General features: G+C 60.3%; 22 protein-coding genes. 11 read left to right on the top strand and 11 right to left on the bottom strand.

What is annotated here, in order from left to right:
• Positions 1-40 precede the first annotated feature (40 nt).
• Genes OCT39_RS08625 through OCT39_RS08610 form a run of 4 tightly spaced genes read left to right on the top strand, consistent with a single transcriptional unit; the run spans position 41 to position 2,748 of the window.
• Positions 41-886, top strand: a complete 846-nt coding sequence (locus OCT39_RS08625; protein WP_263587238.1) for a prepilin peptidase — start codon at positions 41-43, stop codon at positions 884-886.
• A 28-nt stretch (positions 887-914) separates the two neighbouring features.
• Positions 915-1,541, top strand: a complete 627-nt coding sequence (coaE, locus tag OCT39_RS08620; RefSeq protein WP_263587237.1) for a dephospho-CoA kinase — start codon at positions 915-917, stop codon at positions 1,539-1,541.
• A gap of 58 nt (positions 1,542-1,599) precedes the next feature.
• Positions 1,600-1,830, top strand: a complete 231-nt coding sequence (yacG, locus tag OCT39_RS08615; protein ID WP_263587236.1) for a DNA gyrase inhibitor YacG — start codon at positions 1,600-1,602, stop codon at positions 1,828-1,830.
• A gap of 45 nt (positions 1,831-1,875) precedes the next feature.
• Positions 1,876-2,748 carry a DNA replication terminus site-binding protein gene (locus OCT39_RS08610; RefSeq protein ID WP_263587235.1) on the top strand — a complete coding sequence of 291 codons (873 nt, stop codon included), beginning with the start codon at positions 1,876-1,878 and terminating at the stop codon, positions 2,746-2,748.
• Here the strand turns inward: OCT39_RS08610 and OCT39_RS08605 are convergent.
• From OCT39_RS08605 to OCT39_RS08560, 10 genes are all read right to left on the bottom strand, one after another.
• On the bottom strand, positions 2,720-3,070 hold the full coding sequence (locus OCT39_RS08605; RefSeq protein ID WP_311960807.1) for a hypothetical protein: 351 nt from the start codon (positions 3,068-3,070) through the stop codon (positions 2,720-2,722). The genes OCT39_RS08610 and OCT39_RS08605 overlap by 29 nt on opposite strands.
• Positions 3,071-3,687: 617 nt before the next feature.
• Positions 3,688-4,074: a histone-like nucleoid-structuring protein, MvaT/MvaU family gene (locus tag OCT39_RS08600; protein ID WP_263587233.1), complete on the bottom strand. Its 387-nt coding sequence runs from the start codon at positions 4,072-4,074 to the stop codon at positions 3,688-3,690.
• A 263-nt stretch (positions 4,075-4,337) separates the two neighbouring features.
• Entirely contained in the window at positions 4,338-6,020 is a 1,683-nt protein-coding gene (gene rpsA, locus OCT39_RS08595) for a 30S ribosomal protein S1 (protein WP_252108694.1), read from the bottom strand.
• 193 nt (positions 6,021-6,213) lie between these two features.
• Positions 6,214-6,903, bottom strand: a complete 690-nt coding sequence (cmk, locus tag OCT39_RS08590) for a (d)CMP kinase (protein ID WP_263587232.1) — start codon at positions 6,901-6,903, stop codon at positions 6,214-6,216.
• The gene (locus OCT39_RS08585) at positions 6,900-9,167 is read right to left on the bottom strand and encodes a bifunctional prephenate dehydrogenase/3-phosphoshikimate 1-carboxyvinyltransferase (protein WP_263587231.1); all 2,268 of its coding nucleotides are present in this window, start codon (positions 9,165-9,167) and stop codon (positions 6,900-6,902) included. The genes cmk and OCT39_RS08585 overlap by 4 nt, the downstream gene beginning before the upstream one ends.
• A 17-nt stretch (positions 9,168-9,184) precedes the next feature.
• On the bottom strand, positions 9,185-10,276 hold the full coding sequence (pheA, locus tag OCT39_RS08580) for a prephenate dehydratase (RefSeq protein WP_263587230.1): 1,092 nt from the start codon (positions 10,274-10,276) through the stop codon (positions 9,185-9,187).
• A gap of 4 nt (positions 10,277-10,280) precedes the next feature.
• Positions 10,281-11,384, bottom strand: coding sequence for a 3-phosphoserine/phosphohydroxythreonine transaminase (gene serC / locus OCT39_RS08575; RefSeq protein ID WP_263587229.1), 1,104 nt, complete (start codon positions 11,382-11,384; stop codon positions 10,281-10,283).
• Positions 11,368-14,097 (bottom strand): DNA gyrase subunit A, encoded by a 2,730-nt coding sequence (gene gyrA / locus OCT39_RS08570; RefSeq protein WP_263587228.1) that lies wholly within the window; start codon positions 14,095-14,097, stop codon positions 11,368-11,370. Before gyrA ends, serC begins: the two co-directional genes overlap by 17 nt.
• A gap of 292 nt (positions 14,098-14,389) precedes the next feature.
• Complete coding sequence (locus OCT39_RS08565) at positions 14,390-14,719, bottom strand: DUF3140 domain-containing protein (protein ID WP_263587227.1); 330 nt, start codon at positions 14,717-14,719, stop codon at positions 14,390-14,392.
• A gap of 143 nt (positions 14,720-14,862) precedes the next feature.
• A complete protein-coding gene (locus OCT39_RS08560; protein WP_263587226.1) occupies positions 14,863-15,297 on the bottom strand; it encodes an acyl-CoA thioesterase in 435 nt (144 codons plus the stop codon).
• Positions 15,298-15,498: 201 nt separating this feature from the next.
• Between OCT39_RS08560 and OCT39_RS08555 the strand changes: the two genes are divergently transcribed.
• From OCT39_RS08555 to nth, 6 genes are all read left to right on the top strand, one after another.
• A complete protein-coding gene (locus tag OCT39_RS08555) occupies positions 15,499-16,437 on the top strand; it encodes a recombination-associated protein RdgC (RefSeq protein ID WP_263587225.1) in 939 nt (312 codons plus the stop codon).
• Between the two features lie 68 nt (positions 16,438-16,505).
• Positions 16,506-17,684, top strand: a complete 1,179-nt coding sequence (locus tag OCT39_RS08550) for a 1-acyl-sn-glycerol-3-phosphate acyltransferase (protein WP_263587224.1) — start codon at positions 16,506-16,508, stop codon at positions 17,682-17,684.
• Between the two features lie 102 nt (positions 17,685-17,786).
• The gene (locus tag OCT39_RS08545) at positions 17,787-18,068 is read left to right on the top strand and encodes a hypothetical protein (protein WP_263587223.1); all 282 of its coding nucleotides are present in this window, start codon (positions 17,787-17,789) and stop codon (positions 18,066-18,068) included.
• A gap of 134 nt (positions 18,069-18,202) precedes the next feature.
• On the top strand, positions 18,203-20,239 hold the full coding sequence (metG, locus tag OCT39_RS08540) for a methionine--tRNA ligase (RefSeq protein WP_263587222.1): 2,037 nt from the start codon (positions 18,203-18,205) through the stop codon (positions 20,237-20,239).
• Between the two features lies 1 nt (position 20,240).
• On the top strand, positions 20,241-21,227 hold the full coding sequence (locus OCT39_RS08535; protein WP_263587221.1) for an RnfABCDGE type electron transport complex subunit B: 987 nt from the start codon (positions 20,241-20,243) through the stop codon (positions 21,225-21,227).
• Positions 21,224-21,859 (top strand): endonuclease III, encoded by a 636-nt coding sequence (gene nth / locus OCT39_RS08530; protein WP_263587220.1) that lies wholly within the window; start codon positions 21,224-21,226, stop codon positions 21,857-21,859. Before OCT39_RS08535 ends, nth begins: the two co-directional genes overlap by 4 nt.
• Positions 21,860-21,869: 10 nt before the next feature.
• Here the strand turns inward: nth and OCT39_RS08525 are convergent, their stop codons facing one another.
• A complete protein-coding gene (locus OCT39_RS08525; RefSeq protein WP_263587219.1) occupies positions 21,870-22,928 on the bottom strand; it encodes a DUF3524 domain-containing protein in 1,059 nt (352 codons plus the stop codon).
• A gap of 262 nt (positions 22,929-23,190) precedes the next feature.
• Here OCT39_RS08525 and OCT39_RS08520 point away from each other — a divergent pair, with 262 nt between their 5' ends.
• Positions 23,191-25,146, top strand: coding sequence for an exonuclease domain-containing protein (locus OCT39_RS08520; RefSeq protein ID WP_263587218.1), 1,956 nt, complete (start codon positions 23,191-23,193; stop codon positions 25,144-25,146).
• Positions 25,147-25,275: the final 129 nt, after the last annotated feature.

Below are 25,275 nucleotides of genomic sequence, written 5' to 3'. Positions count from 1 at the left end.
TTCAACTACACACCGCCATTCAACCACGCTTCGGAGCACCATGGGCGTATCGCCAGCCATTCTGTACCCGCTCGTTTTCGTCACTGGCCTCTGTTTTGGCAGCTTTTTGAACGTTGTCATCACGCGTTTACCCGTCATGCTGATGCGACGCTGGCGTGAGGAGGCGCAGCAAGCCCTCGAAATTCCTGTTGATCACGCACCGCGCTTCAACCTCGCCGTGCCCGCCTCGATGTGTCCGCGCTGTGAAGCACCCATCGCCTGGCACGACAACCTGCCACTTCTGGGCTGGCTCAAGCGCCGCGGCCGCTGCGCCCATTGCCAGACGCGCATCAGTGGGCAATACCCGCTCGTCGAGCTCGCCGGTGGACTCCTGGCGGTGGCCGTCGCCGCGCTTCATGGCTTTGAGTCTCAAGCGCTGTTGGTATATGCGGCCTGTTTGACGCTGCTGGCGCTGGCCGTGATCGACTTTCGCACCTTTTTACTGCCGGATACGTTGACCCTGCCGCTGCTATGGCTAGGGTTGGTTTATCAGCTTCTATTTCAGCCGTTTATGCTCACGCAGGCAGTCATCGGGGCGATCGCGGGCTATCTAGCGCTCTGGAGTTTCTACTGGCTCTTCAAGCTGGTTACCGGTAAGGAAGGCATGGGCTATGGCGACTTCAAATTGCTGGCGGCGCTGGGCGCCTGGCTTGGCTGGCCATTCTTGCCGCTTTTGCTAGTGCTCTCAGCGGGGCTTGGCGCAGTGGTCGGTGGGCTCGCCCAACTGCTCTCGCCCACTCTGCGCGGCAAGCCTCTTCCCTTTGGCCCGTTTCTAGCGCTCGCCGGGTGGGTGTGTCTTTTGGTCGGTGATGAGCTGTTCGCGCTCTACGCCGCGCTAAGCTATTGATCCGTACTCAAGTAAATGGCGCGATAATATGATCATTGGATTGACGGGCGGTATCGGCTCGGGCAAATCGACGGTGGCAAAAGCGTTCGAAGCGCTTGGCATCGGCTACGTGGATGCCGACGACGTTGCCCGAGAGATCGTCGAGCCTGATGAGCCGGCGCTTTCAGAAATCGCCGATCATTTCGGCCGGCACCTATTAAAAACGGATGGCAGCCTCGATCGCGCCGCGCTTCGCGAGCGTATCTTCAACGAGCCTTCTGAGCGCGCGTGGCTCGAGTCGGTTACCCATCCGCGCATCCGCCAACGCATTGTCGAACGCTTGCAGGTGCTGAAGCGCCACTCCCCTTACGTGCTGCTCGTCTCGCCGCTGCTGTTCGAATCCGGCCAGGCGGCGCTGGTCGCGCGAACGCTGGTCGTCGATGTTAGTATGGATACCCAGCGCGAGCGAACCCTGCGACGGGATGGCGTTAGCGCCGCACAAATCGAGGCCATACTGGCCGCTCAGCTTTCGCGCGAAGAGCGTTTGGTGCGCGCCGACGATGTGCTGGACAACGATGGCGACCCGGAGCGACTCAAGGCCCAGGTGGCGGCGCTTGACGAGCGCTATCGCCACATGAGCGAGACGAACTCACCGCAGGAACCAAAGCGTTCGTAAATATTCCAACAGGAAGTTCAATCCGATACCGCGAAAGCGTTTTTTACCCAGGAGTTTTATGTCCCCTGCCAACGATTCCCCGTTCGAAGTCGACTGCCCTCAGTGCGCTACCAAAGTGGCTTGGGCGCCGGAAAGCGCCTATCGACCGTTTTGCAGTAAGCGCTGCCAACTTCTGGATTTGGGCGCCTGGGCGGACGAGTCGCATCGTATCGGCGGCGAATCGGCCATGGACGAAGCGGATATCGAAACGCTGCTCGCCCAAGCCGACAAGGATGCGCCGCTCTCATGAGGGGCTTTGCCGATACGGCGCTCTACGCCGAGGCTGCGCTCTTCCATGACTAGCCCGGCGCCTGCTGCCTATCATCTTTTCTTCGAGCTCGATGCGCGCTTCGATGAGTTAATGGCGGCGATCGACCACGCAGCGTCGCTTTTCGAGGCTCAGCCGCCGCTTAGCTGGCGACTCGAAACAAACGTCGAGGGACCCCACTGGTTTCGTCAGGCACTGATGGATATGTGGCACGTTGAAGGTCAGGACGGGCGTGAAACGCGTAATTACATCGCCGTCGTGGCGGCGGATGAACCGCTAATTCTAGCGGTCGAAGAGGTCAATCGGAAAAAAGATGCTATTGGCGAACTGATTGGGCGTATCAAGGCGCTCTCTTCTCACGCGCTATCTGAGGCCAAGAGTAGACTGCCTGCACGCCACCTCCATGTGGACGACATGCTGCGTAAAAGTGGTATGGCGCGCCTTCATTTAAAGCAGTGCTGGCGCCATGTACCGATCGCGCCGGCGCCGGTGGCCAGGGTTCGGCTTGCCTGGTATACCAGCGGGCGCTCGATCAAAAAACTCAGCGTCCGGGATGCTGAAAAAAAGCTTTTGCAGCTCGATACCGACGCACCTCATATTCGGATTCAGCTGCAAAAACTCGCGGGGATCCCCAGTAGTGAAACGCTGGCTCAGGTGCAGGCCCAGGCCCCTCTCATGCGCGCCAATCTGTTTTTTATCGAACCGCTGGAAGATGGCCACACGCGAAGAGCGCATAATATTGCCATGCCGCTGATCGTTCCAAACGTCGAGGCACGTTTGCCGCATATCAAGGCGCCTAATAGCCAGGCGCCCACCGAGCGTACTCGCGCCAAGCGTCGTGATGAAAAGCTCGAGAGCGAGCCGTTTCTGCCTAGCCTTCGGATCTATCGCTACCGCTGAGCGCTGCCACGGTAGGTTCGCTGATCGCAGGCGTATCTTCTCTGGACCAAAGACCGCATTCCAGCAGACTTTCAATCAATGCCAGGGCTTTTTTATCGCGGTAGCCTGACTCGATGCACAGCGCTTTCAAGCGCTCCTCGAATTGGCGCTCACGCTCTTGTAAGCGCGTCTGATGCTCTTCCTCTTCCAGATCCTTGAGCGAGCGCACGGGAGGGCCGGTGGGGATATCAAAACGATTGCCTGGACTTTCAAGCTGTCGCAAGGCTTCGGCGAAGGCGTCGTCGAGCTCGCGAAACTTGCGCAGTTTATCGCGTTCATCCACTTGTTTATGAGCCTTTTGATATTTCATTGAACTTGAATTCACACCTTACTTAAGAAAAGAGAGCGTTCTTTATTGGCACTAATTGCTGACTTTAACGGCACTATTTTCATGTGTGCAAAACTCGTCAGCGTCAACCTGAATCAGGTGCCTTGAAACGACAAAAGCTACAAATATTCAAACCGCGGTGAGAGCATGTCCTGCTCTGTATCCACGTAAAGCGTCAGTGAAAAAAGCCAGAAGATAGCCGCTTCATCTTGGCGGGAGGTTGCTCGTTAATACTCGTCGACAAATACTACGAAAGATGCCCGGGTCTGGGACGCCTTCCTGCCCATCGAATACGAGCGCCTACTACTATAGCGCATATATCCGAGTCTGGAAGAACGACATTAATCGAATCACCCTAACGGTGAGCGCTTGAACCATGAAGTCAAAATTTGATGCCATTTTCCGGATTGAGTTCCGTAGGCAAGGCTTCGAATATCGCAGTGTCTTAAAACAAGGCAGAGTTGCCGGCAGGAATGCCTAACACACTACCAGACACGTTTACCGCTCATGAACACTGCTACCACCCCGAGAAACAAAAAACCGGCGCCCTCAACGAGGGCGCCGGTCATGTTTTAGCTATCCTGCTGCTCGAGCCAGGATTCTACGGTTTCATCACCGTACTCGTCTTTCCAGCTGCGCAGGCCTTTATGATTGCCGCCACGGGTTTCGATGACTTCACCAGTGTGCGGATTCTTGTACACTTTCAAACGGCGCTTACGGCGATTGCTGGGGGTAGCAGAAGCCTTGGAAGCAGCACTGCTGCCTCGCTGGTCGCTTGACGGGTCAAGCATGGCAATGACATCGGCCGGTTTTTTACCGAACTCGTTCATTAACGCTTCGAGTTTGGATTTAAACTCCAGCTCACTTTTAAGTCGCTGATCGCCTTCCAGACGTTGAAGGTCTTCCTGCAGCTGCTTTAACTGCTGCTCTTTTTGCATGTATTCATTCAGCAATGACATGGGGCTTCCTTGATAAACTATGGCTGGAAAAGCAAAACGTCTTTTAAAGCCGTCTACTTATCGCGAGGCGGCGACATTATTACTTCAATTTCACTAATTGACAATAGTCTAGTCCATTCAAGGACGAATACTAATCGTTTTTTTATATCTACGCTTGAAACTTAACAACTGGTGGTCGTAAAGAGTGCATCATGGAAAAGATTCAACTCAGCAAAAAAAAACGCCACCCGAAGGTGGCGTTTTTTGAGATAGAGCCGGAACGATTAGTCCTGACCCATCTGCTGCTTGATCAGATCACCGATCGTGGTAGCACCGCCACCGCCGGTTTCGGAGTCCTGCTCGCGCAGTTTCTTCATGTTCTGACGAGTATCGTCCTGCTCTTTCGCTTTGATCGACAGATTGATCTGACGGCTCTTGCGATCGACGTTCACGATACGCGCTTCAACGCTGTCGCCTTCGTTCAGCACGTTACGCGCGTCTTCGACACGGTCAGCGCTGATTTCAGACGCCTTGAGGATAGCAACAACATCGGTTGCCAGCTCAACGTGCGCTTCTTTTGCATCGACTTCGACAACGCGGCCAGTCACGATGCTGCCCTTGTCGTTGACCGAGAGGTATTCAGCCACCGGATCGGAATCCATTTGCTTGATACCCAGGGAGATGCGCTCGCGCTCCGGGTCGATCGACAGGATAACGGCTTCGGCTTCATCGCCTTTCTTGAAGTTACGAACCGCTTCTTCGCCAGTCTCTGTCCAGGAGATGTCGGACAGATGAACCAGACCGTCGATGCCGCCTTCCAGACCAATGAAGATACCGAAATCGGTGATCGACTTGATGGTGCCAGAAACGCGGTCGCCCTTGTTGTACTCGGCGTTGAAGGTTTCCCACGGGTTAGCGGTGCACTGCTTGATACCCAGGGAAATACGACGACGCTCTTCGTCGATGTCCAGAACCATGACGTCGACATCGTCGCCCACTTGAACGACCTTGGACGGATGGATGTTCTTGTTGGTCCAGTCCATTTCAGAGACGTGAACCAGACCTTCGACACCTTCTTCGAGCTCTGCAAAGCAGCCGTAGTCGGTCAAGTTGGTCACCACGGCGTGCACCTTGGTGCCTTCCGGGTAACGCGCCTTGATGTTGACCCACGGATCTTCGCCCAGTTGCTTGAGACCCAGCGATACGCGGTTACGCTCGCGGTCGAATTTCAGCACCTTGACGTTGATCTCATCGCCCACGGCGACGATTTCGGACGGATGCTTGATGCGCTTCCAGGCCATGTCGGTGATGTGCAGCAGGCCGTCGACGCCGCCGAGGTCGACGAAGGCGCCGTAATCGGTCAGGTTCTTGACGATACCCTTGATCTGCTGGCCTTCCTGAAGCGTGGCAAGCAAAGCTTCACGCTCGGCGCTGTTTTCAGCTTCGAGGACGGCGCGACGCGATACAACGACGTTGTTACGCTTCGGGTCGAGTTTGATGACCTTGAAGTCGAGTTCCTTGTTTTCCAGGTGCGCAGTATCGCGAACCGGACGAACGTCGACCAGTGAACCCGGCAGGAAGGCACGGATGGAGTCAACGTCGACAGTGAAGCCGCCTTTAACTTTACCGTTGATCACGCCCTTGATGATTTCGTCTTTCTCGAAGGCCGCTTCCAGAATCTTCCAGGCTTCAGCACGCTTGGCTTTTTCACGCGACAGGCGCGTTTCGCCGAAACCGTCTTCGACGGCTTCCAGTGCAACGTGAACGTCATCGCCGATGGCGATAGTGAGTTCACCGTTGTCGTCGCGGAACTGTGCCGCGGGAATTTGGCCTTCGGATTTCAGACCAGCATTAACGGTAACCCAGTCACCGTCGATGTCGACAACCTGGGCCGCGACGATGGCGCCCGGCTCCATGTTGATGTCGTTAAGAGACTGTTCAAACAGTTCAGCAAAGCTTTCGCTCATGGTTTTCCTACGTGATCAACGTTGTTGAGGCGTAATGCCTTCTCCGTACCACCAGCGAGTACGGGCCTATGTAACTCAGCTTTCAGGGGTGTTAGCGCTGGTTGGACCTGACCGGGCTCTCGGATATGAACGATCATATGACTTGCCGCCCTGCCATGTCGTGACACCTTCCCAAAAACGCCGCAAGGGAGAATCAGTCTGCGCTTGCAAGCCCTTTTTGGGCCAGCAACTGCGTTAGACGATCAACCACTTCCGGTATACTCAGGCGCGTGGTGTCAAGCGTTACGGCATCGGATGCCGGCTTGAGCGGAGCCACACTGCGCTGCGTGTCGCGTGCATCGCGTGCCTGAATCTCCTTCAAAAGACTCGAAAGACTAGCATCCACGCCGGCGTCCTGCAACTGCCTGAAGCGTCTTCGCGCCCGTTCCTCGGCACTGGCGGTCAAAAATACCTTGACCGGCGCATCGGGGAAAACGACCGTACCCATATCGCGCCCATCCGCCACAAGCCCGGGCGTCTGGCAAAAGTTGCGCTGGCGCTCCAAAAGCCCCTGGCGAACGCCGGGAAGCGATGCCACCTGGGAGGCGCGCTCGCCGGCCTGCTCGGTGCGAATGGCCAGCGTGACGTCTTCGCCTTCCAGTAGCGTACGCGGCGTGCCCTCTTCTACTGGAAACGCGACGTCCAACGACATCGCCAAGCGTTCGAGGCCGCCTTCGTCGTCCAGCGCCACGCCGTGCTTGAGCGCCGCCTGGGCGGTCAGCCGGTAAAGCGCGCCGCTATCGAGCAGATGCCAGCCCAGGCGTTCGGCGATCAAGCCGCTAATGGTGCCCTTGCCGGCGCCCCCGGGGCCGTCGATGGTGAGAACGGGAACCTCGACATTCACTGGCGCACCTCCTCGGCACTCATGCCGATACGCTCGAGAAGCCCTAGAAAGCCCGGGAAGGAGGTCGCCACATTGGCGCAGTCGTCGATCGTGATTTCGCTGGAGGCGCGCAGCGCCGCCACCGCAAAGGCCATGGCAATACGGTGATCGCCCAGACTATCGACGTTGCCACCGGTGTAGTTGGGCGCCGGTGAATCATCCTGCTGAGCGCCCACGATATCGATACCGTCATTGAGCATCGTGTGCTCGATACCCAGAATCGCAAGACCGTCGGCCATGGCCTGCAGCCGGTCCGACTCCTTGACGCGAAGCTCTTCCGCCCCGCGCAGGCGCGTAGTGCCCTGGGCGTTGGCGGCGGCAATGAACAGCGCCGGAAATTCGTCGATGGCCAGCGGCACCTGCTCGACCGGAATATCGATGCCCGTCAGCGGCGCGTAGCGAATACGAATATCCGCCACCGGCTCGCCGCCTACCTCGCGCTCGTTCTCGAACGCAAGATTCGCCCCCATCAGCGTTAGAATATTGATCACGCCGATGCGCGTCGGATTCATGCCCACGTGCTCGAGGGTAATATCCGACCCCGGGGTGATCGCTGCGGCCACCAAAAAGAAGGTCGCCGAAGAGATATCCGAGGGCACGTCAATGGTCCCGGCGGTCAGGCCGTGGCCGCCTTCCAGCCAGCACGTATCGCCTTCGCGGTGAACCGGGTAGCCAAAGCCATTGAGCATGCGCTCGGTATGATCGCGGGTCGGCGCGGGTTCGCGCACGCGGGTTTCGCCTTTGGCGTAAAGCCCGGCGAGCAGCAGGCATGACTTCACCTGGGCGCTGGCCATCGGCATATCGTAATGGATCCCCTTGAGGGCCGCGCCGCCCTTGATGACGAGCGGCGGGCGCCCGCCGTCGGCGGTCTCGACGGTGGCCCCCATCGCTCTCAACGGGTCCGCCACGCGCCCCATCGGGCGCTTGGTCAGCGATTCGTCGCCGGTGAGTTCGCTATCAAAATCCTGCCCGGCCAAAAGCCCGGCAAACAGGCGCATGGCAGTGCCGGAGTTACCGACGTACAGGGGCCCCGCCGGCGCCTTGAGCCCGTGCAGGCCCACGCCGTGAATGATCACACGCCCCTGGTGCGGGCCTTCGATGGCCACCCCCATTTCGCGAAACGCCTGAAGCGTGGCCAGACTGTCCTCGCCTTCGAGAAAGCCCTTGACCTCGGTTACGCCTTCGGCAAGCGCCCCCAGCATGATGGAGCGGTGCGACATCGATTTGTCGCCGGGCACCCGCAGGCGCCCCTGGGCCTGGCCGCCGGGCTTGACACGGTAGGTAACGCGCGCATGAGAGTGCATATGGTATTCCGCCTGATAGCTTGTTTGACTGAGTAAGGTTCCAAAGTAGCGCCGCGCATGGCTGGCTCGATCGAAGGTGGCGATCAACGCGTCGCTATCGCCGCGCTCGATGGACGTTCTAAGCGTTTTCAGGCCCGCCTCGAAGTCGTCGAGCGACGCCAGCACCGCCTCGCGGTTGGCAATGAAGATGTCGCGCCACATGACCGGGTCGCTGCCGGCGATCCGCGTGAAATCGCGAAAACCGCCAGCGGCGTAGCGAAAGATATCGAGGCGCTGGTCCTGACGTGCCAGCGTATCCACCAGCGAGAACGCCAGCAGGTGCGGCAGGTGGCTGGTGCGCGCCAGCACCTGATCGTGGCGCTCGACGCTCATCTCCAGCACCTCGGCGCCGCAGGCTTGCCAAAGCGCGTACACTCGGCCCAGCGCCACGGGATCGGTGTCGGGCTCTGGCGTCAAAATCACCTTGTGGTCGGTGTAGAGCGCCGGGTTGGCAGCGGCCACGCCGCTTTTCTCCGAGCCGGCGATCGGATGCCCCAGCACGACATTGGTGGGAAGCTCACCGAACACGCGCTCGACGCAGTCACGAATCACGCCCTTGGTGCTGCCGACATCGGTCACGACGACGCTGGCCGCCGCACGGTCGAGCCCCGCCTTGAGACGTTCCAGCACCGGCTCCATCGCCAGCACCGGCACCGCCAGCACCACCAGCGAAACGCCATCCAGCAGCGCTTCGAGCTCACGGCCCCCGCTGTCGATCAGCCCCATTTCGACGCCGAGCGCGATCTCGCCTTCGTCCGGGTCGCAGGCCAGAATCTCGCCTTCGAAGCCCCTGCTCTTGAGCGCAGCGGCGAGCGAGCCGCCCATCAGGCCAAGCCCGACGATGAGAATTCGCGGCTCATGACACACGCCTGCAACGCTCATCGAAGAGAGCCGCTTTGTCACATGACACCCTGGGGGTAGGAACCCAGTACGCGCAGCTCGAGCGCGCCGCGGCTGACCTCTTCGAGTACCGACGCCACTTCGGGCTCGTCGGTGTGGCCCTTGAAGTCAATGAAGAACACATAGTTCCAGGCGCCGGTGCGCGAGGGGCGTGTTTCGATGCGGGTAAGATCGATGCCGTGACGGTGAAACGGCTCGAGCAGATCGTGAAGCGCGCCGGGCTGGTTGCGCATGGCCACCACGACCGAGGTTTTGTCTTCACCGCAGCTCGGTACGCCTTCGCTGCCGATGATCAAAAAGCGGGTAGAGTTATCCGGCCGGTCCTCTATCTTTTCTGCAATATGGGTCAGCCCGTAGAGTTTGGCCGCCATGTCGCCGGCGATCGCCGCGCTGTGCCACTCGGTCTTGACCAGCTTCGCCGCCTCGGCATTGGAGGCCACCGGCACCCGTTCGGCGTGGGGGAAGTGGGCGTCGAGCCATTTGCGGCACTGGCCAAAGGATTGCGGATGCGAATAAATTCGCGTGACCTTGTCGCGGCGAGTGTTCTCGCTGACCAGCAGGTGGTGATGAATACGCAGGACGACTTCGCCGCAGATCTTGATCGACGAATCGATGAAGGTATCCAGGGTGTGGTTGACCACGCCTTCGGTGGAGTTCTCGACCGGCACGACTCCATAGTTGACGGCGCCCGCCTCGACCTCGCGAAAGACTTCATCGATGGCCGCCATCGGCAGACTCACGGCGCTGTCGCCAAAATGCTTGAGCGCCGCCTGCTGGGTAAAGGTGCCTTCTGGTCCGAGATACGCCACCTTGATGGGCTTCTCCAGCGCCAGACACGCCGACATGATTTCACGAAACAGCCGCGCCATCTCTTCGTCGTCCAGCGGCCCTTCGTTGAGCGACATGATCCGGCGCAGCACCTGGGCTTCGCGCTCGGGCCGGTAAAATACCGCGTTCTCATCGTCGGCAAGCTTCACGCGGGCGACCTGCTGAGCGCAGCGGGCGCGCTCGCTGATAAGACGCACGATATCCTCGTCGAGCTGGTCGATGCGCTGGCGAAGTTCACCCAAATTGATTGGCGTATCTGACATGGGGTTAGCCTTTTCGTTGTTCGAAATCGTGCATGAAGGCGATCAGCGCGTCCACCGCGGCTTCGGGCACGGCGTTATAAAGACTTGCGCGCATGCCGCCGACACTGCGGTGGCCCTTCAAGTTCAAAAGCCCCGCCGCCTCCGCCTCGCTCAAAAACGCCTTGTCCAGGGCGCTATCGGCCAGTACGAACGGCACGTTCATGCGCGAACGGTTATGTTTGGCGATCGGGTTGGAATAAAAGCCGCTTTCATCGATGGCGCGGTAGAGCTTGTCGGCCTTGCGCTGGTTCAGCGCATCCATGGCGTTTAAACCGCCCATGTCGTTCTTGAGCCAGTCGAACACCAGCCCCGACAGATACCAAGCGTAGGTCGGCGGCGTGTTGACCATCGACTCGGCCTCGGCCAGCGCCTGATAGTCGAACAGCGTCGGCGTCTTCGCCACGGCGTGACCGGCGAGATCCTCGCGCACGATGACCAGCGTCAGCCCCGCCGGGCCGATGTTCTTCTGGGCGCCGGCGTAGATGATGCCGAAGTCGGCCACGTTGGTCGGCCCGGACAAAATGCTGGAGGACATGTCGCACACGAGCGGCACGTCAACGCCGTCGGCGCGCGCAATCGTTGGGACATAGTCGAACTCGAGCCCGCCGATGGTTTCATTGGCGGTATAGTGCAGATAAGCGGCGTCGTCGCTTATTGAGAGGCTTGAAAGCGGCGGCACTTCGGTATGGCCGTTGGATTCGCTCTCACCCGCTACGTGGCAATCGAACCCTAACCGTTTGGCCTCGGTGAGCGCCTTCTTGCCCCAGATACCGGTCTGAATGAAGTTGGCGCTGCCGCCTCGCCCGAGCAGGTTCATGGGGAGCATGGCGAACTGCATGCTCGCCCCACCCTGCAGGAACAGCACCCGGTAGTTATCGGGAATGGCCATCAGCTCGCGAAGATCCGCTTCCGCCTGCCTGGCGATTGCGATGAACTCGTCGCTTCGATGGCTCATTTCCATCACCGAGAGGCCGCGCCCCTGGTAATCGAGCATCTCACGCTGAGCGCGCTCCAGAACGGCGGTAGGCAGGGCCGCAGGCCCTGCGCAGAAGTTATAGTGACGTGTCATCGGCGCTACCTTGCTCTTGCTCACCCTGATTGTCGCCGGCGTTCTCGGCGGTGCTGGCGTCAGCCTCGAGCGCCTCCGCTTCGTCGACCAGCACCTCCTCAGGCTCATCGACGCGCACGGTTTTAACGAGCTGTTCTTCCTTGCCCAAGCGAATCAGCATCACGCCCTGGGTGTTGCGCGAGGTGGTGGAGACCTCCTCGACCCGCGTGCGCACCAGCGTGCCGCGGTCGGTGATCAGCATCATTTCGTCGGCGTCATACACCTGCATGGCCGCCACCAGCGCGCCGTTGCGCTCGCTGGTCTGCATTGCGATCACGCCCTGACCGCCGCGGCCCCTGAGCGGGAACTCCTGAAGACGCGTACGCTTGCCGTAGCCTTTCTCGCTGGCAGTCAGAATGTAGATCTGCCCCTCTTCGATCGGCGTCTCGGCGGCCGCTTCGGGTGCCGCCGATTCATCGTCGCCGTCGTTTTCCTGGTCGATCTGCTGGCTCTTGGGAATGATCAGGCTGATCACTTCCGCGTCGTCGAGCAGGCGCATGCCGCGAACGCCGCGGGCGGTGCGGCCCATGGCGCGCACGTTACCCTCTTCGAAGCGGATCGCCTTGCCGTTGGACGAGAGTAGCATGGCGTGATCGGTGCCCGACGTGATCGCCGCGCCCACCAGGCGGTCGTCCTCTTCGAGATCGATGGCGATCAGGCCCACCGAGCGTGGTCGCGAGAACTGCTCGAGGCTCGTGCGCTTGACGGTGCCCTTGGCGGTGGCGAAGAAGATGTAGTGCTCCGGGTCGTAGTCGCGCACCGGCAAAATCGCGTTGATCGCCTCGCCTTCGTCGAGCGGCAGCATGTTGACCAGCGGCTTGCCGCGTGAGCCACGGCTGGCGTTGGGCATTTCGTACACCTTGAGCCAGTACACCTTGCCGCGGTTGGAAAACAAGAGCACGGTGTCGTGGGTCGAGGCGACCAGCAGATGCTCGATGACGTCCTCGTCCTTCATCGAGGTCGCGGACTTGCCGCGACCACCACGGCGCTGGGCCTGGTAGTCGGACAGCGGCTGGGTCTTGGCATAGCCGGAGCGCGACACGGTGACGACCATGTCCTCTTCGGCGATCAAGTCCTCCATGGAGAGGTCGAGGTGGCTTGCCTGGATCTCGGTACGGCGGTCGTCGCCGAACTGGTCGCGCACCGCGTGAAGCTCTTCACGGATGACTTCCATCAAACGATCCGGCGAGGCCAGAATCTCGGTCAGCTCGGCAATGCGCTGAAGAATCGCCAGGTACTCGTCGAGAAGTTTTTCGGTTTCAAGCCCGGTCAAACGGTGCAGGCGCAGCTCCAGAATCGCCTGGGCCTGAGCCGGCGATAGCCGATACTCCGTGGCCAGCGTATTGAGGCCAAAGCCTTCGTCGAGATCCTCGGGCTTGCAGGAGGTCGCCCCGGCGCGTTCGAGCATCGCCGTGACCTGGCCTGGCTGCCACACCTGTTCGAGCAGCTTCTCCTTCGCCTCGGCGGCGTTGGGCGAGGCCTTGATGAGCTCGATCACCTCATCGATGTTGGAGATCGCAACGGTCAGGCCTTCGAGAATATGGCCACGCTCGCGCGCCTTCTTGAGCTCGAACAGCGTGCGCCGTGTGACGACTTCGCGGCGGTGGCGAATGAACGCCTCGAGCATCTCCTTCAGATTCAGCGTGCGCGGCTGGCCGTTCTCCAGTGCCACCATGTTGATGCCGAAGACGTTTTGAAGCTGAGTCTGGGCGAAGAGGTTGTTGACCACCACCTCGCCGGATTCGCCGCGCTTGATCTCGATGACCACGCGAAGCCCTTCCTTGTCGGACTCGTCGCGAAGCTCGGCGATGCCTTCGATGCGCTTCTCTTTCACCAGCTCGGCGATCTTCTCGATCAGCCGCGCCTTGTTCACCTGATAGGGCAGCTCGGTGATGATGATGTGATCGCGGCCGCTCTTGTCATCGTGCTCGATGGTGTGCAGCGCGCGCACGTAAATGCGCCCACGTCCGGTGCGGTAGGCGTCCAGAATCCCCGCGCGGCCGTTGATGATGCCCGCAGTGGGGAAATCCGGCCCCGGGATGTACTGCATCAGATCATCGATGGTCAGCGTGTAGTCGTCGATCAGCGCCAGACAGCCGTCGATCACTTCGCGCATGTTATGCGGCGGGATGTTGGTCGCCATACCCACGGCGATACCCGAGGAGCCGTTGATCAGTAGATTGGGTACGCGCGTCGGCAGTACCTCGGGGATTCGCTCGGTGCCGTCGTAGTTATCGACCCAGTCGACGGTATCCTTTTCCAGATCCGCCAGCAATTCGTGGGCCAAGCGCGCCATGCGCACCTCGGTGTAACGCATGGCAGCGGCGTTGTCGCCGTCGATCGAGCCGAAGTTACCCTGGCCGTCGACCAGCACATGGCGCATCGAGAAGTGCTGCGCCATGCGAACGATGGTGTCGTAAACCGCGCTGTCGCCGTGAGGGTGGTATTTACCGATGACATCGCCGACCACACGCGCCGACTTCTTGTACGGTTTGTTCCAGTCGTTGCTAAGCTCGTGCATGGCGAACAGCACGCGGCGATGCACCGGCTTCAAACCGTCGCGCACGTCGGGTAGCGCGCGGCCGATGATGACGCTCATCGCGTAGTCGAGGTACGACTGTTTTAGCTCGTCTTCGATATTGACGGGCAATATTTCTCTGGCGATGTCACCCATGAAAGTCAGATCCTTTGCACTGCATTGGCACTGCGAGAGTTGAAAGCGCTTGAAGGCCGCTTGAACGGCCTATCAGAGGCGAACATAGTCGCATGTATCATACCACTGTGTGAGCATCATGGGCAGTCAGAGAGCACGCCAAAGCGTTGACCTGAAAGAACAGTAGGCCCCCAAGGGGTCGTGAAAAAAGCGCGTGGCGGGACACTCAGACGCGCCGAGTCTGAATCGAGCGTGTTAAAAGCGGCCAAAGGCAGTGCTCGGCCGCGGGTAAAACCCGAGAGGCGTTCGCCGATTATTTCAGCGGATCGTGTCCCCAGTTCATTAACGAGTAGCGCCAGCGCGAGGTCTTCTTGTCCTCTTTCTTTGGTGGTTGCTTGAGATGACGCGCCACGTACTGGTTCACCTTCTTCATATGGCTATAGTCGCTATCGGTCAGCTCGTCCTTGTTTTTGCGCTTGATCTCGACGATACGCCGCCCCGACTTGTGCCCGGTCGACTCACCGCCGTCACTATCACCCACGGATTTGGACTCGTCGGTCTCAAGCCACTCCTCGAGCTCCTTGGGCGCCATGTTGACGGCCTCTCGAAACTCCTTGTAGATCGCTTCCTTGTCATCGCTCATAGCGAATGCCCTTTTCCGTCGAGAGTGTTGTCAAGGCGCAGCCATCGCCCGCTGCGCTTGGCCTGGTAACCCGCGCTCTGGGGCGGCGGGATAGTAAGAGTCTAGCCCCTAAAATCGCAAAAAAATGAAAGCGAGTGGGCGACTTAAAGGGCGAACTCGGTTTTGGCCACTCGAATGCGCTTCATCGTCTCGAGAATTTCGCCGTCGATCGTGCTGGCTCGGCCGGCATTCATGTCCATCAGCACGAACGTCAGGTCCGCTTGAGCCACCACCTTGCCGTCGGCACGCAAAATGCGGTGATGGCAAAGCGCGCTGCGCTCGCCGACCTCGATCAAGCCGGTCATTACGGTGAGGTCATCGTTTTGCACCGCGGCGCGTTTGTAATCGATGTTCAAATTGACCACGACGAAAGCGCGCCCGGAATCGTGCATTTCGCGTACGAGCCGCGCGTGCTGATCGAAGTAGGACCAGCGCCCCTCCTCCATGAACTCGAGATAGCGCGCATTGTTGACGTGCCCATAGCCATCCAGGTGATAACCCCGAACGCGAAGGCCGACTCGATTGATCAAAGATGACATACTGACTCCTTATTCGATGTAAAAAACGCGCATTTCGCTTTTGGCAGGCGCCCCGAAGAAGAATAATTATCCGTCTAACGACCGCTTACGCAATCAAACACAAGTTTGAAACGTAGGCAATAAAACCCGGTGCATGCGTGAGGCTGGCAGTCGCGTCGGCGTTTCGCCATAATGTGCCCCCTTTTGGATAGGATTGGTGATATGTGGTTTAAACACCTGCACTTGTATCGTCTGCACGGCGAGGTAGCACCGGACGCCGCGGCACTCGAGCGCGCTCTGGAGCCTTTAGCATCGAGGCCGCTGGGCGGCTCGGATGCTCGCCGGCTCGGGTGGACAGCGCCGGCAGGTCGTTTGGGAAGCGGTCAGCTTCTGCACGAAATTCAAGGTCACCGCCTGTTGTCGGTATTGCGCCAGGAGCGTCTTCTGCCTGCCTCGGTCGTCAAGGAGGAGCTCGATGACAAGGTCGCCGATATCGAAGCCCAGGAGGCGCGCAAGGTTTCCCGCAAGGAGAAGACCGCACTCAAGGAGCAGATCACCGAAGAGCTGATGCCGCGCGCGTTCGTGCGCAGCCAAAAGGTAGATCTATGGTGGGACACGAAAACCAATCTGATCGGCATCAACGCCAGCTCGCGCACCCGCTGCGAAGAGATTCTCGATCTACTGCGCGAGAGTCTGGGTAGCCTCAAGGTCACTCCCGTAAGCTCCGAAACGCTGCCGATTCGCGCGATGACGGCCTGGCTTGGCGACGCCGCCAGCCGCCCGGCGGACATGCAGCTCGGTGATCAGGTCGAGCTCAAGGCCAAGGGCGACGACGGCGTACTGCGCGCCCGCCAGGTCGACCTCGACAGCGACGAGATCCAGCAGCTGTTGGAGAGCGGCCGCCAGGCGAGCAAGCTCGCTCTCGGGCTCGAAGGCCGGCTGAATTTAGTGCTTCACGACGATCTGGCGCTGAAGTCGCTGCGCTTTGGCGACGCGCTGATCGAAGAGGCCGATCACGCCGATGATGGCGACGACGCCCTGGCGCGACTCGAAACCGATTTCATCCTGATGGCGCAGTCGCTTTCTCAGGACATTCCCAGGCTGCTCGAGTGGCTTGGCGGCGAGGCGAAAAAAGAGCCGGACGCCCCGCAAAGCGCTTGATGCGAGTTGAACGGCGCTCGCCGCTGTCCAACGCTTCTCGATTTGGCTCACTCTAATAAACGGATCGCATGACTGACCAACTCCACGCCCCCAACGCCTCGACCGATGATCCCTGGGCCGACATTCGCCCTTACATGGATCACGAGGTGCACGACGTGCTGTCGCGGCTCGCGCGCGACAGCGAGCTTCTGGACGCGTTGACCCGGTTCAAGCTGCCCCGATTGGCCAAGTGGGCCCCCGGGGTGGCACGCCTGCTCGCCGGGCGCGCCGTGCGCCGCGAGGTCGATAACGTTGCCTCGGTGTATGATTTCCAAATGCGTATCGCAAGCTACATGGAACGCATGATACGCACCACCACCGATGCCTTCGAAGTCACGGGGCTCGAGAAGCTCGACGACGACAGCGCCTATCTGTTCATCGGCAACCACCGCGACATCTCGCTCGACCCGGCCTTCGTCAACTACGCGCTCTACCAGGCCGGACGCGACACGGTGCGTATCGCTATCGGTGACAATCTGTTGAAAAAGCCCTACGTCACCGATCTCATGCGGCTCAACAAGAGCTTCATCGTGCCCCGAAGCGCCCGCGGCAAACGCGCGATGCTGGCGGCCTACCAACAGCTATCGGGCTACATTCGCCACTCGATCACCACGGACAACCACTCGATCTGGATGGCCCAGCGCGAAGGGCGTGCCAAGAACGGTATCGATCGCACCGATCCGGCGATCGTCAAAATGTTGACCATGGCGCGCCGTGGCGACGCCGGCGAGTTCGTTTTCGGCGATGCGATCGCCGAGCTCAAGCTGGTACCGGTGTCGATCAGCTATGAGTACGACCCTTGCGACGTGCAAAAAGCCCAGGAGCTTTTCGACATCGCTAACAAGGGCAGCTATTCAAAGACCGAGTTCGAGGACATCCGCTCGATCGTTGCCGGCATCACCGGCACCAAGGGGCGCGTGCAGCTGCGCTTTGGTCAGCCGATCGGCGCGGACATGGCGACCCCGGACGAAGTCGCCGCCGAGATCGACCGCCAGGTGATCGGCGGCTACCGGCTGTTCCCGAGCCACTATTTGGCCCTCGAGGCGCTGGGAGAGGCGCCGGAGCTGATCGCCCGCAGCGCCATCAGCCGCGATGATCGCGCACGGTTCAACGAGCGGCTGGCCTCGGTTTCCGATGAGCTAAAACCCTATTGGCTGGCCCAGTACGCCAACCCGGTCAAACACAAGGCCGGGCGGCTGCGCGTCTAGCCGCAGCGCGTGCCTCATGCCGCGCGTGGCAAAAAGTGCTATGGTCAAGGCATATTCGAAATGGTCAAGGCCTTGTGATGACAAGGCGATAAGGAGCGCATCATGTCCGCATCCGAAATTCAGAAAACCCGCGTGATCAACGAGCTGCGCGGCTTCATACGTAAGCTTTTACAGGACCCGGAAATTCTCACGCAGTCGCTGAACGTTGCGCGCCAGGAGTTCGCCGAAGGCTCGAGCCCGGCGGTCATGGCGCGTATCGCCAACGAGATATCGGGCACCACCAGCGTCCATATTCCCGAAGACCCCGCCGAGCACTCTGAGGCGGACAAGCTTTTTCTAGAGCTCTTAAAGGAAGTGGTGCAAGAGGAGCAGGCGCTCTACTGAACCCCTGCTGACCAGCGCGGCCCAACGTGCCGCGACCTGCGGCTTTTTGAGTGCCCCGTTATCGGCGAAGTATCGGCAAAGTGCCCTCTTCGCCGTCTTTATTTGTTACAGGCTAATTGGAACGTCCACGAACCATGTCAAACACTGCCCCGCGCAACATTCTGGTGACCAGCGCTCTCCCCTACGCCAACGGTGACATTCACCTTGGCCACCTGCTCGAGTACATTCAAACCGACATCTGGGTGCGCTTTCAAAAGAGCCGGGGCCAGCGCTGCTTCTACGTGTGCGCCGATGACGCCCACGGCACCGCGATCATGCTGCGCGCCGAGCAGGAAGGCATCACCCCCGAGGCGCTGATCGAGCGAGTGTCGAACGCCCACCAGGCGGACTTCGCCAAATTCGGCGTGGGTTTCGATAACTACCACTCCACCCACTCGGAAGAGAACCGCTACTTCAGCGAGCAGATCTACACCCGCCTGCGCGACAAGGGCCATATCGCCACCCGTGACATCGAGCAGATGTTCGACCCGGTCAAGGGTCTGTTTCTCGCGGACCGCTTCATCAAGGGCACCTGCCCGAAGTGCAAGGCCGACGACCAGTACGGCGACAACTGCGAAAAGTGCGGCGCGACCTACACACCGGCGGAGCTGATCGACCCGGTATCGGCGATCTCGGGTGCGACGCCAGAAGTGAAAAGCTCCACCCACTACTTCTTCAAGCTGCCCGAGTTCAGTGAGTTTTTGCAGGCGTGGATCAGTGACGGCCACGTGCAGCCGCAGATTCGCAACAAGCTGATGGAGTGGTTCGAATCCGGCTTCAACGAGTGGGACATCTCCCGCGACGCCCCCTACTTCGGCTTCGAGATTCCCGATGCGCCGGGCAAGTACTTCTACGTATGGCTCGACGCGCCGATCGGCTACCTGGCCAGCTTCAAGAACCTGTGCGAACGCGAAGGCATCGATTTCGATAGCTTCTGGGAAAGGGACTCCGAGGCCGAGGTCTACCACTTCATCGGCAAGGACATCGTCTACTTCCACGCCCTGTTCTGGCCGGCGATGCTCCACGGGGCGGATATGCGCACCCCCACCGCGGTGAACTGCCACGGCTTTTTGACCGTCGACGGCGCCAAGATGTCGAAGTCGCGGGGCACCTTCATCAAGGCTGCCACCTACGCCGAGCACCTGAACCCGGAGTATCTGCGCTACTACTTCGCCGCCAAGCTCAGCGCCGGCGTCGACGATCTGGATTTGAATCTCGACGACTTCACCGCCCGGGTCAACTCCGATCTGGTCGGCAAGGTGGTCAACATCGCCAGCCGCTGCGCCGGTTTCGTCAAAAAACTCGGCGGCGGCACGCTTTCCGCAGACTGCGCCGAGCCGACGCTCGTACAGCGCTTTATCGATGCCGGCGACGACATCGCTCAGGATTTCGAAGCGCGCGAGTTCGGCCGCGCCATGCGTAAAATCATGGAGCTCGCCGACGAGGCCAACACCTACATCGCCGATAAGGCGCCCTGGGCATTGGCCAAGGAGGAAGGCCGCGAGCAGGAGGTGCTGGATATCTGCTCCGTGGGCATCAACCTGTTCCGTCAACTGATGGTGTACCTGGCGCCGGTCGTGCCCGCCATGGCCGTTGAAGCGCAGCGCTTTCTCAAGCTCGAGCGCCTTGACTGGCAAAGCCGCACGGCCGTACTGACCGATCACGCCATCGAGAAATTCAAGCCGCTGATGACGCGCATCGAGCGCGACAAAATCGACGCCATGATCGAGGCATCGAAGGAGGACCTGGTGGAAGAGCAGAAACTCAAGGAAACACCCAAGGGGCCGCTGGCGGAAGAGCCGATCGCCGATGAGATCGGTTTCGACGACTTCGCCAAGGTCGATTTGCGCATCGCGCGGATCGCCAAGGCGCAGTACGTCGAAGGCGCGGACAAGCTGTTGCAGCTCACGCTGGATTTGGGCGGCGAAACCCGCAACGTCTTCTCCGGCATTCGCAGCGCCTACTCGCCGGAGGCGCTCGAGGGTCGGCTGACCGTGATGGTCGCGAACCTGGCCCCGCGCAAGATGCGCTTTGGCATGTCCGAGGGCATGGTGCTGGCGGCAGGCGATAATGAGGGCATCTACCTGATGTCACCGGATAGCGGCGCCAAACCGGGCCAGCGGGTGATGTAACGTGCTCGCCACGCAGTTAATCGATGCCATCGACGCCGAGCTTCCGCAAACCCAGTGCACCAAGTGCGGACATGACGGCTGTCGCCCCTACGCCGAGGCGATTGTCCAGGGCGAAGCCATTAACCGCTGCCCGCCCGGCGGCGATGAAACGCTCAAGCGGCTGGCCGGGCTGACCGGTCGCCCGGTCATTGCGCTGGCCGAGCCGCCCCAGCCCCCGCTGCTGGCGGTGATTCGCGAGGCCGAGTGTATCGGCTGCACCAAGTGCATCCAGGCCTGCCCGGTGGATGCCATTCTCGGCGCGGCCAAACAGATGCATACCGTGATCGAGAGCGAATGCACCGGCTGCGAGCTGTGCGTCGCGCCCTGCCCGGTCGACTGCATCGACCTGGTACCCCACCCGCAGTGGCAGGCGGCGTCCACGCCCGGCGCGCAAACCGATTACCTGGAGCAGCGCGCCCTCAAGGGGCGCTCGCGCTTTATTGCGCGCAACCAGCGCCTGGCCGCCGAGGCCGAGGCCAAAGCGCAGCGCCGCGCCAAACGTCACGCCGCCAGCCCGCCCGCTGTGGCCGCCCCGCAAGCGCCCGAGCTCTCGCCAAGCGCCCTGCGTGCCAGTCGCGCCCGCCAGGCGGCGGCGCTCAAGCGCCTCGAGCGCAAGCTGGCCGCCGAGCAGGATGACGCTCAGCGCCAGGTCGTAGCCGATCAGCTAGCGGCGCAGCGCCAGAAACTGGACGAGCTCGACACCACGCTTGAACGCCTTTCCGGCGTCGCGCCCGCCACGACGACCGAGCCCAACGCCACGCGCCGCCACCAGAAGCGGCTGGCGCTCAAGGCCGCCGAGCAGTCGCTTCGCCACGTGCGCCAGCAGCTCGCTCACGCCAAGCGCCAGCAGGATAGCGCGGCGGTGCGCCAGGTCGAAGAGCAGCTCGACAAGGCCCAGCAGGTGGTCGATTCGGCCCGCGCGGCGCTCGATTCGGAAACGACTCCATGAATGCTCAAAAACGTGCCGAGATCTTCTCCCGGCTTCAGGCGGAAAACCCGCACCCGACCACCGAGCTCAACTGGAGCACGCCCTTCGAGCTTCTGACCGCCGTGCTCCTGTCGGCCCAAGCGACCGACGTTGGCGTCAACAAGGCGATGGCCAAACTCTTCCCCATCGCCAACACGCCACCGCAAATTCTGGCGCTTGGATTGGAAGGACTCAAAGAGCACATCAAGACCATCGGCCTTTACAACACCAAGGCGCAGAATCTGATGAAAACCTGTCAGTTGCTCGTTGAGCGCCATCAGGGCGAGGTGCCCAAAAGCCGCGAGGCGCTGGAGGCGCTGCCCGGCGTCGGGCGCAAGACCGCCAACGTGATCCTCAACACCGCCTTCGGCGAGCCGACCATCGCGGTGGACACGCATATCTTTCGCGTCTCCAACCGCACCGGCATCGCCAGGGGCAAGAACGTGCTGGAAGTGGAGCAAAAGCTCGAGCGCCACGTGCCCCGCACGTTCAAGCAGGACGCTCACCACTGGCTGATTCTGCACGGCCGCTACACCTGTATCGCCCGCAAGCCGCGCTGCGGCAGCTGCCTCATCGAGGATCTGTGCGAATACAAGGAGAAAACCGAGCTCTGACCGCCCCCGGTCATTTCCCCACAATTAATTCGCGGTAGCGCGCCTGCCACTGCGGCCACTCGAACGTCTGAAGGTCGAGCGTTGGTGGTCGGCTTTCCGGAACCTCCAGCCACCCCTTCAGGCGCTCGAAAAGTCCGTCGCGTGTACCGTCGTAACAAAACGCCGCCGGGTAGAGTTCGGGAAAGCAGAGCCGCGCGGGGACCAGCGGGCGAGCGCCGCGCTGGGCGGCCTCCATGATGGCAAGCCCCTGAAACTCGTGCCAGGCGGTCGATACCACGATGCCGCCTTCGTCCAAAAGCGCCTGGTATTGTTGGTATTCGAGCGGCCCCCAGCAGTGGATATGCGCGCCAAGGCGCTCCCTGGCCTCATCAAAAACCGCCGGGGCGTCGCGAAAACGCTGCCCCACCACGGCAAGTTCAAACGAGACGCCTGCCTGGCTTAGTTGGAACAGCACCTCAAAAAAGTCCTGCGGGTTCTTGTCGTACTCCCAGCGGTGGTTCCAGATGATTCGATTGATAGACGAACCTGAAGCGACCTTGCATGGACGTGCCTCGAGCGGTACCGGGAGAACACGTGCGCGACGCCGTAGCGCCTCCAGCGGCGCGGCAACGGGGAGTTTGTCCGGCATCTTTTTTAGAAACGCCTTCGCGCCGTCGATGAAGGAATCACGATTGAAGGCGGTGTTGAACGCGACCTCGTCGGCGGCCAGCGCCGAGTAGAGATTGACCATCATCGCCTCGACGGGCGGGCGCTGCGCGCTCGAACTCGGATAGGCAAACTGGTTTTCGTGAAAGTAGACGATCTTGCGCGCCTGCCCCAGGTGCGGAAAAAGCCCGATGAGCGTGGCCAGGTCCACCATCGAGGTAGCGAGTACGACGTCAAACGCCTGACTCAAGGTGGCGTGCTCCCTGAGCCACCAGCTCAGCGGATTGCCGCGAATACGCCACGCGAAATGACGCGGCGTAAGGCTTAGCCGCACCCACTCGATATCGTCCAGCCGCGCCGTCAACTGATCCGCCCAGTAGCGGTGGCTAACCGCCTCGTACGCCGAGAGTAGCAGTACCCGCATGCCCTGTCCTATTGACTAACGCTTTTAAAAGAGGCGGGATTATAGCAATCCTCGATGCGCCCCGCTTTCAAGCAATCACCGGCGGATTTGCACCAAGGTCGCCTAGGCGCAAGGCGCCTATCTACTTAAACTTCATTTTCAAAGCCCTGATGGGAATCGAGGCCTATCGCTATATCGAACCACTCAAAAGGCGTGACGTTGCACACTCCGGTTACGGCTCTACCCCGTCGCCGGGCGTTTGGCCTTTCCAGGAGTAAACGCCATGCGTAAAGGGCTGCCCACGCCGCAATGGCTCGTAGGCCTTTGGCTGTTACTGGGAGGCATAAGCCTCGCAGGCGGCGCCATTTTCGCAGCGTGGCTCGACAGTCGTCTGGCGCTGGAGCCTGCTGCCAGGCTTTTAATGTGGCTTTGCGCACTTTCAGGTGGAGCGACGCTGCTGGCGGTTGGGTATCTGCTCGAGCGTTATCTCTTCAAACCGCTGCGTACGCTGCATGCGGAGCTGGGTAAACTGATCGCCCATCCGGACAAACCCATCGATGCTCCCGGCGGCTGGCTCGAAAGCCTGGGCCCGGACCTTTGTCAGATTGCCAAGCGCTGGAGAGACGACCGCGAACGGTTAAAGAACGCCCACCGAGACGGAGCGCGAGAAGCCGCGCGAATCCGTCAGGAGTTGGAAGGCCTGATCGAGCGTTTACCAACCCCCGTACTGCTTTTCGATCAGCACGGCAGGTTGCTACTTTTCAACCCGGCGGCCAGCGCGCTTTTCCCCTCGCCGTTCAATTTGGGCCTGGGCAAGGAGCTCAAGCATCTTCTGCCCGACCCGGTACTGGCCGCGCGTTTTAATGCGCTGGTTGAAGCGATGGATGCGGACGACACCTTTTCGCGCGACGTCCTGACCAGCGCTTTTGAGCGGACGATATCGGCTAGTCTGACCCGACTTTCCTACACGCCTTGCGAGATTCTGGTGACACTCAAGGACGTTACGCGCGTCTGGCAAAACGAGTTGGGAATTAGAAAACGCCTGACGCTGACGCTGGACTCGCTCGAGCAAACCGTGCCGGCATCGTCACTCTCCCTACTCAAGGAGCTTTGGCATCATAGTGAGTTGGTCAACGAGCGCCTGAGCTCGATCTGGTCCAACGCGTTCTGGCATACCCTGGATGAGCAGTTAAATCCCTCGCTCAAATTGATCACGCCGATCGGGGTGCCGGGCTGGTTCAAGGGCCACGCGCCGTCGCTGATCGCGCTTTTCGATTTACTGGTGACCCAGCTGCACGGCCAACTGCCTCAATGCCGCTTCGAGGGCTCGCTGGTTCATGAGGGAAAAGGCGTTTGGCTAGCTTTCATCTGGCAAGGGGGCGCCATCGAGCAGACACGACTAAATCAGTGGCGAAACGCGGTGATCGACTCACTTCCGCTTTCGCCCACGGTGGGCGACATTCTTGGACTCCATGGCAGCGAACTTTGGAGTGAACAGGACGCGGATGGTGTTCACGCGCGCCTTTGCGTATCGCTTAAAAGCTCGACGCGCCAAAGCGCTCCAGACCCCGATATTGCCTCACGGCCCGAGTTTCATGACTTCGATATCGCCCGCCTGGCGCCGCCCCAAACGCCGCTTTCCGAGCGCGCGCTGGATCAACTGGCTATCGTTGCCTTCGATACCGAAACGACCGGGCTCGACCTTCGCGGCGCCGATACGCTATTGAGTCTTGGCGCCTGTCGCATCGTCAATAACCGGCTGCTGGCAAGCGACGTGTTTGAGCGCTATATCAACCCCAAGCGCGCTATCCCCGCCGCGAGTACGGCCATTCACGGCATTCGCGATGAAGACGTGCGCGATGCTCCCGCCGCAAGCGTGGTGCTTGAAGCGTTTGAAACCTACGCTCGCGAAGCGGTGCTTTTGGCCCATAACGCCTCGTTCGATCTGCTCGCACTGAGCCAGGCAGGTAAGCGTCTCTCCCATCCGATACTGGATACCCTGCTGATATCCAAAGCGTTGGACAGTGCTCTGCCCGGCCACGATCTCGAATCCCAGGCAAAACGCTATGGACTATCGATTCCCCCGGGGGCTCGCCACACCGCTTTGGGGGACGCCCAGCTAACCGCCGAACTGTGGCTTTCGATGTTGCCGCGCCTCAAGGCGCGCCACATTCTCACACTCGATCAACTATTGGCTTTTCAAGCCAGCGCTCTGGACCGCCGTGATGGCAGCTTGTAAACACACATCAACTGTCGTTTTAGGCATAAGCCGTTTACACTAAAGCAATCATTATTTTCTTAAGCACAGTGATGTGACAATAACCAGATTAATATAAATTAATTTGACGCTCCAACTCCCTGCAAACTC

This window comes from Halomonas sp. GD1P12 (assembly GCF_025725645.1).
GTDB lineage: Bacteria > Pseudomonadota > Gammaproteobacteria > Pseudomonadales > Halomonadaceae > Vreelandella.
Note: the sequence above shows the minus strand (reverse complement) of the source record. Positions and strands in the feature narration are given on the sequence as shown.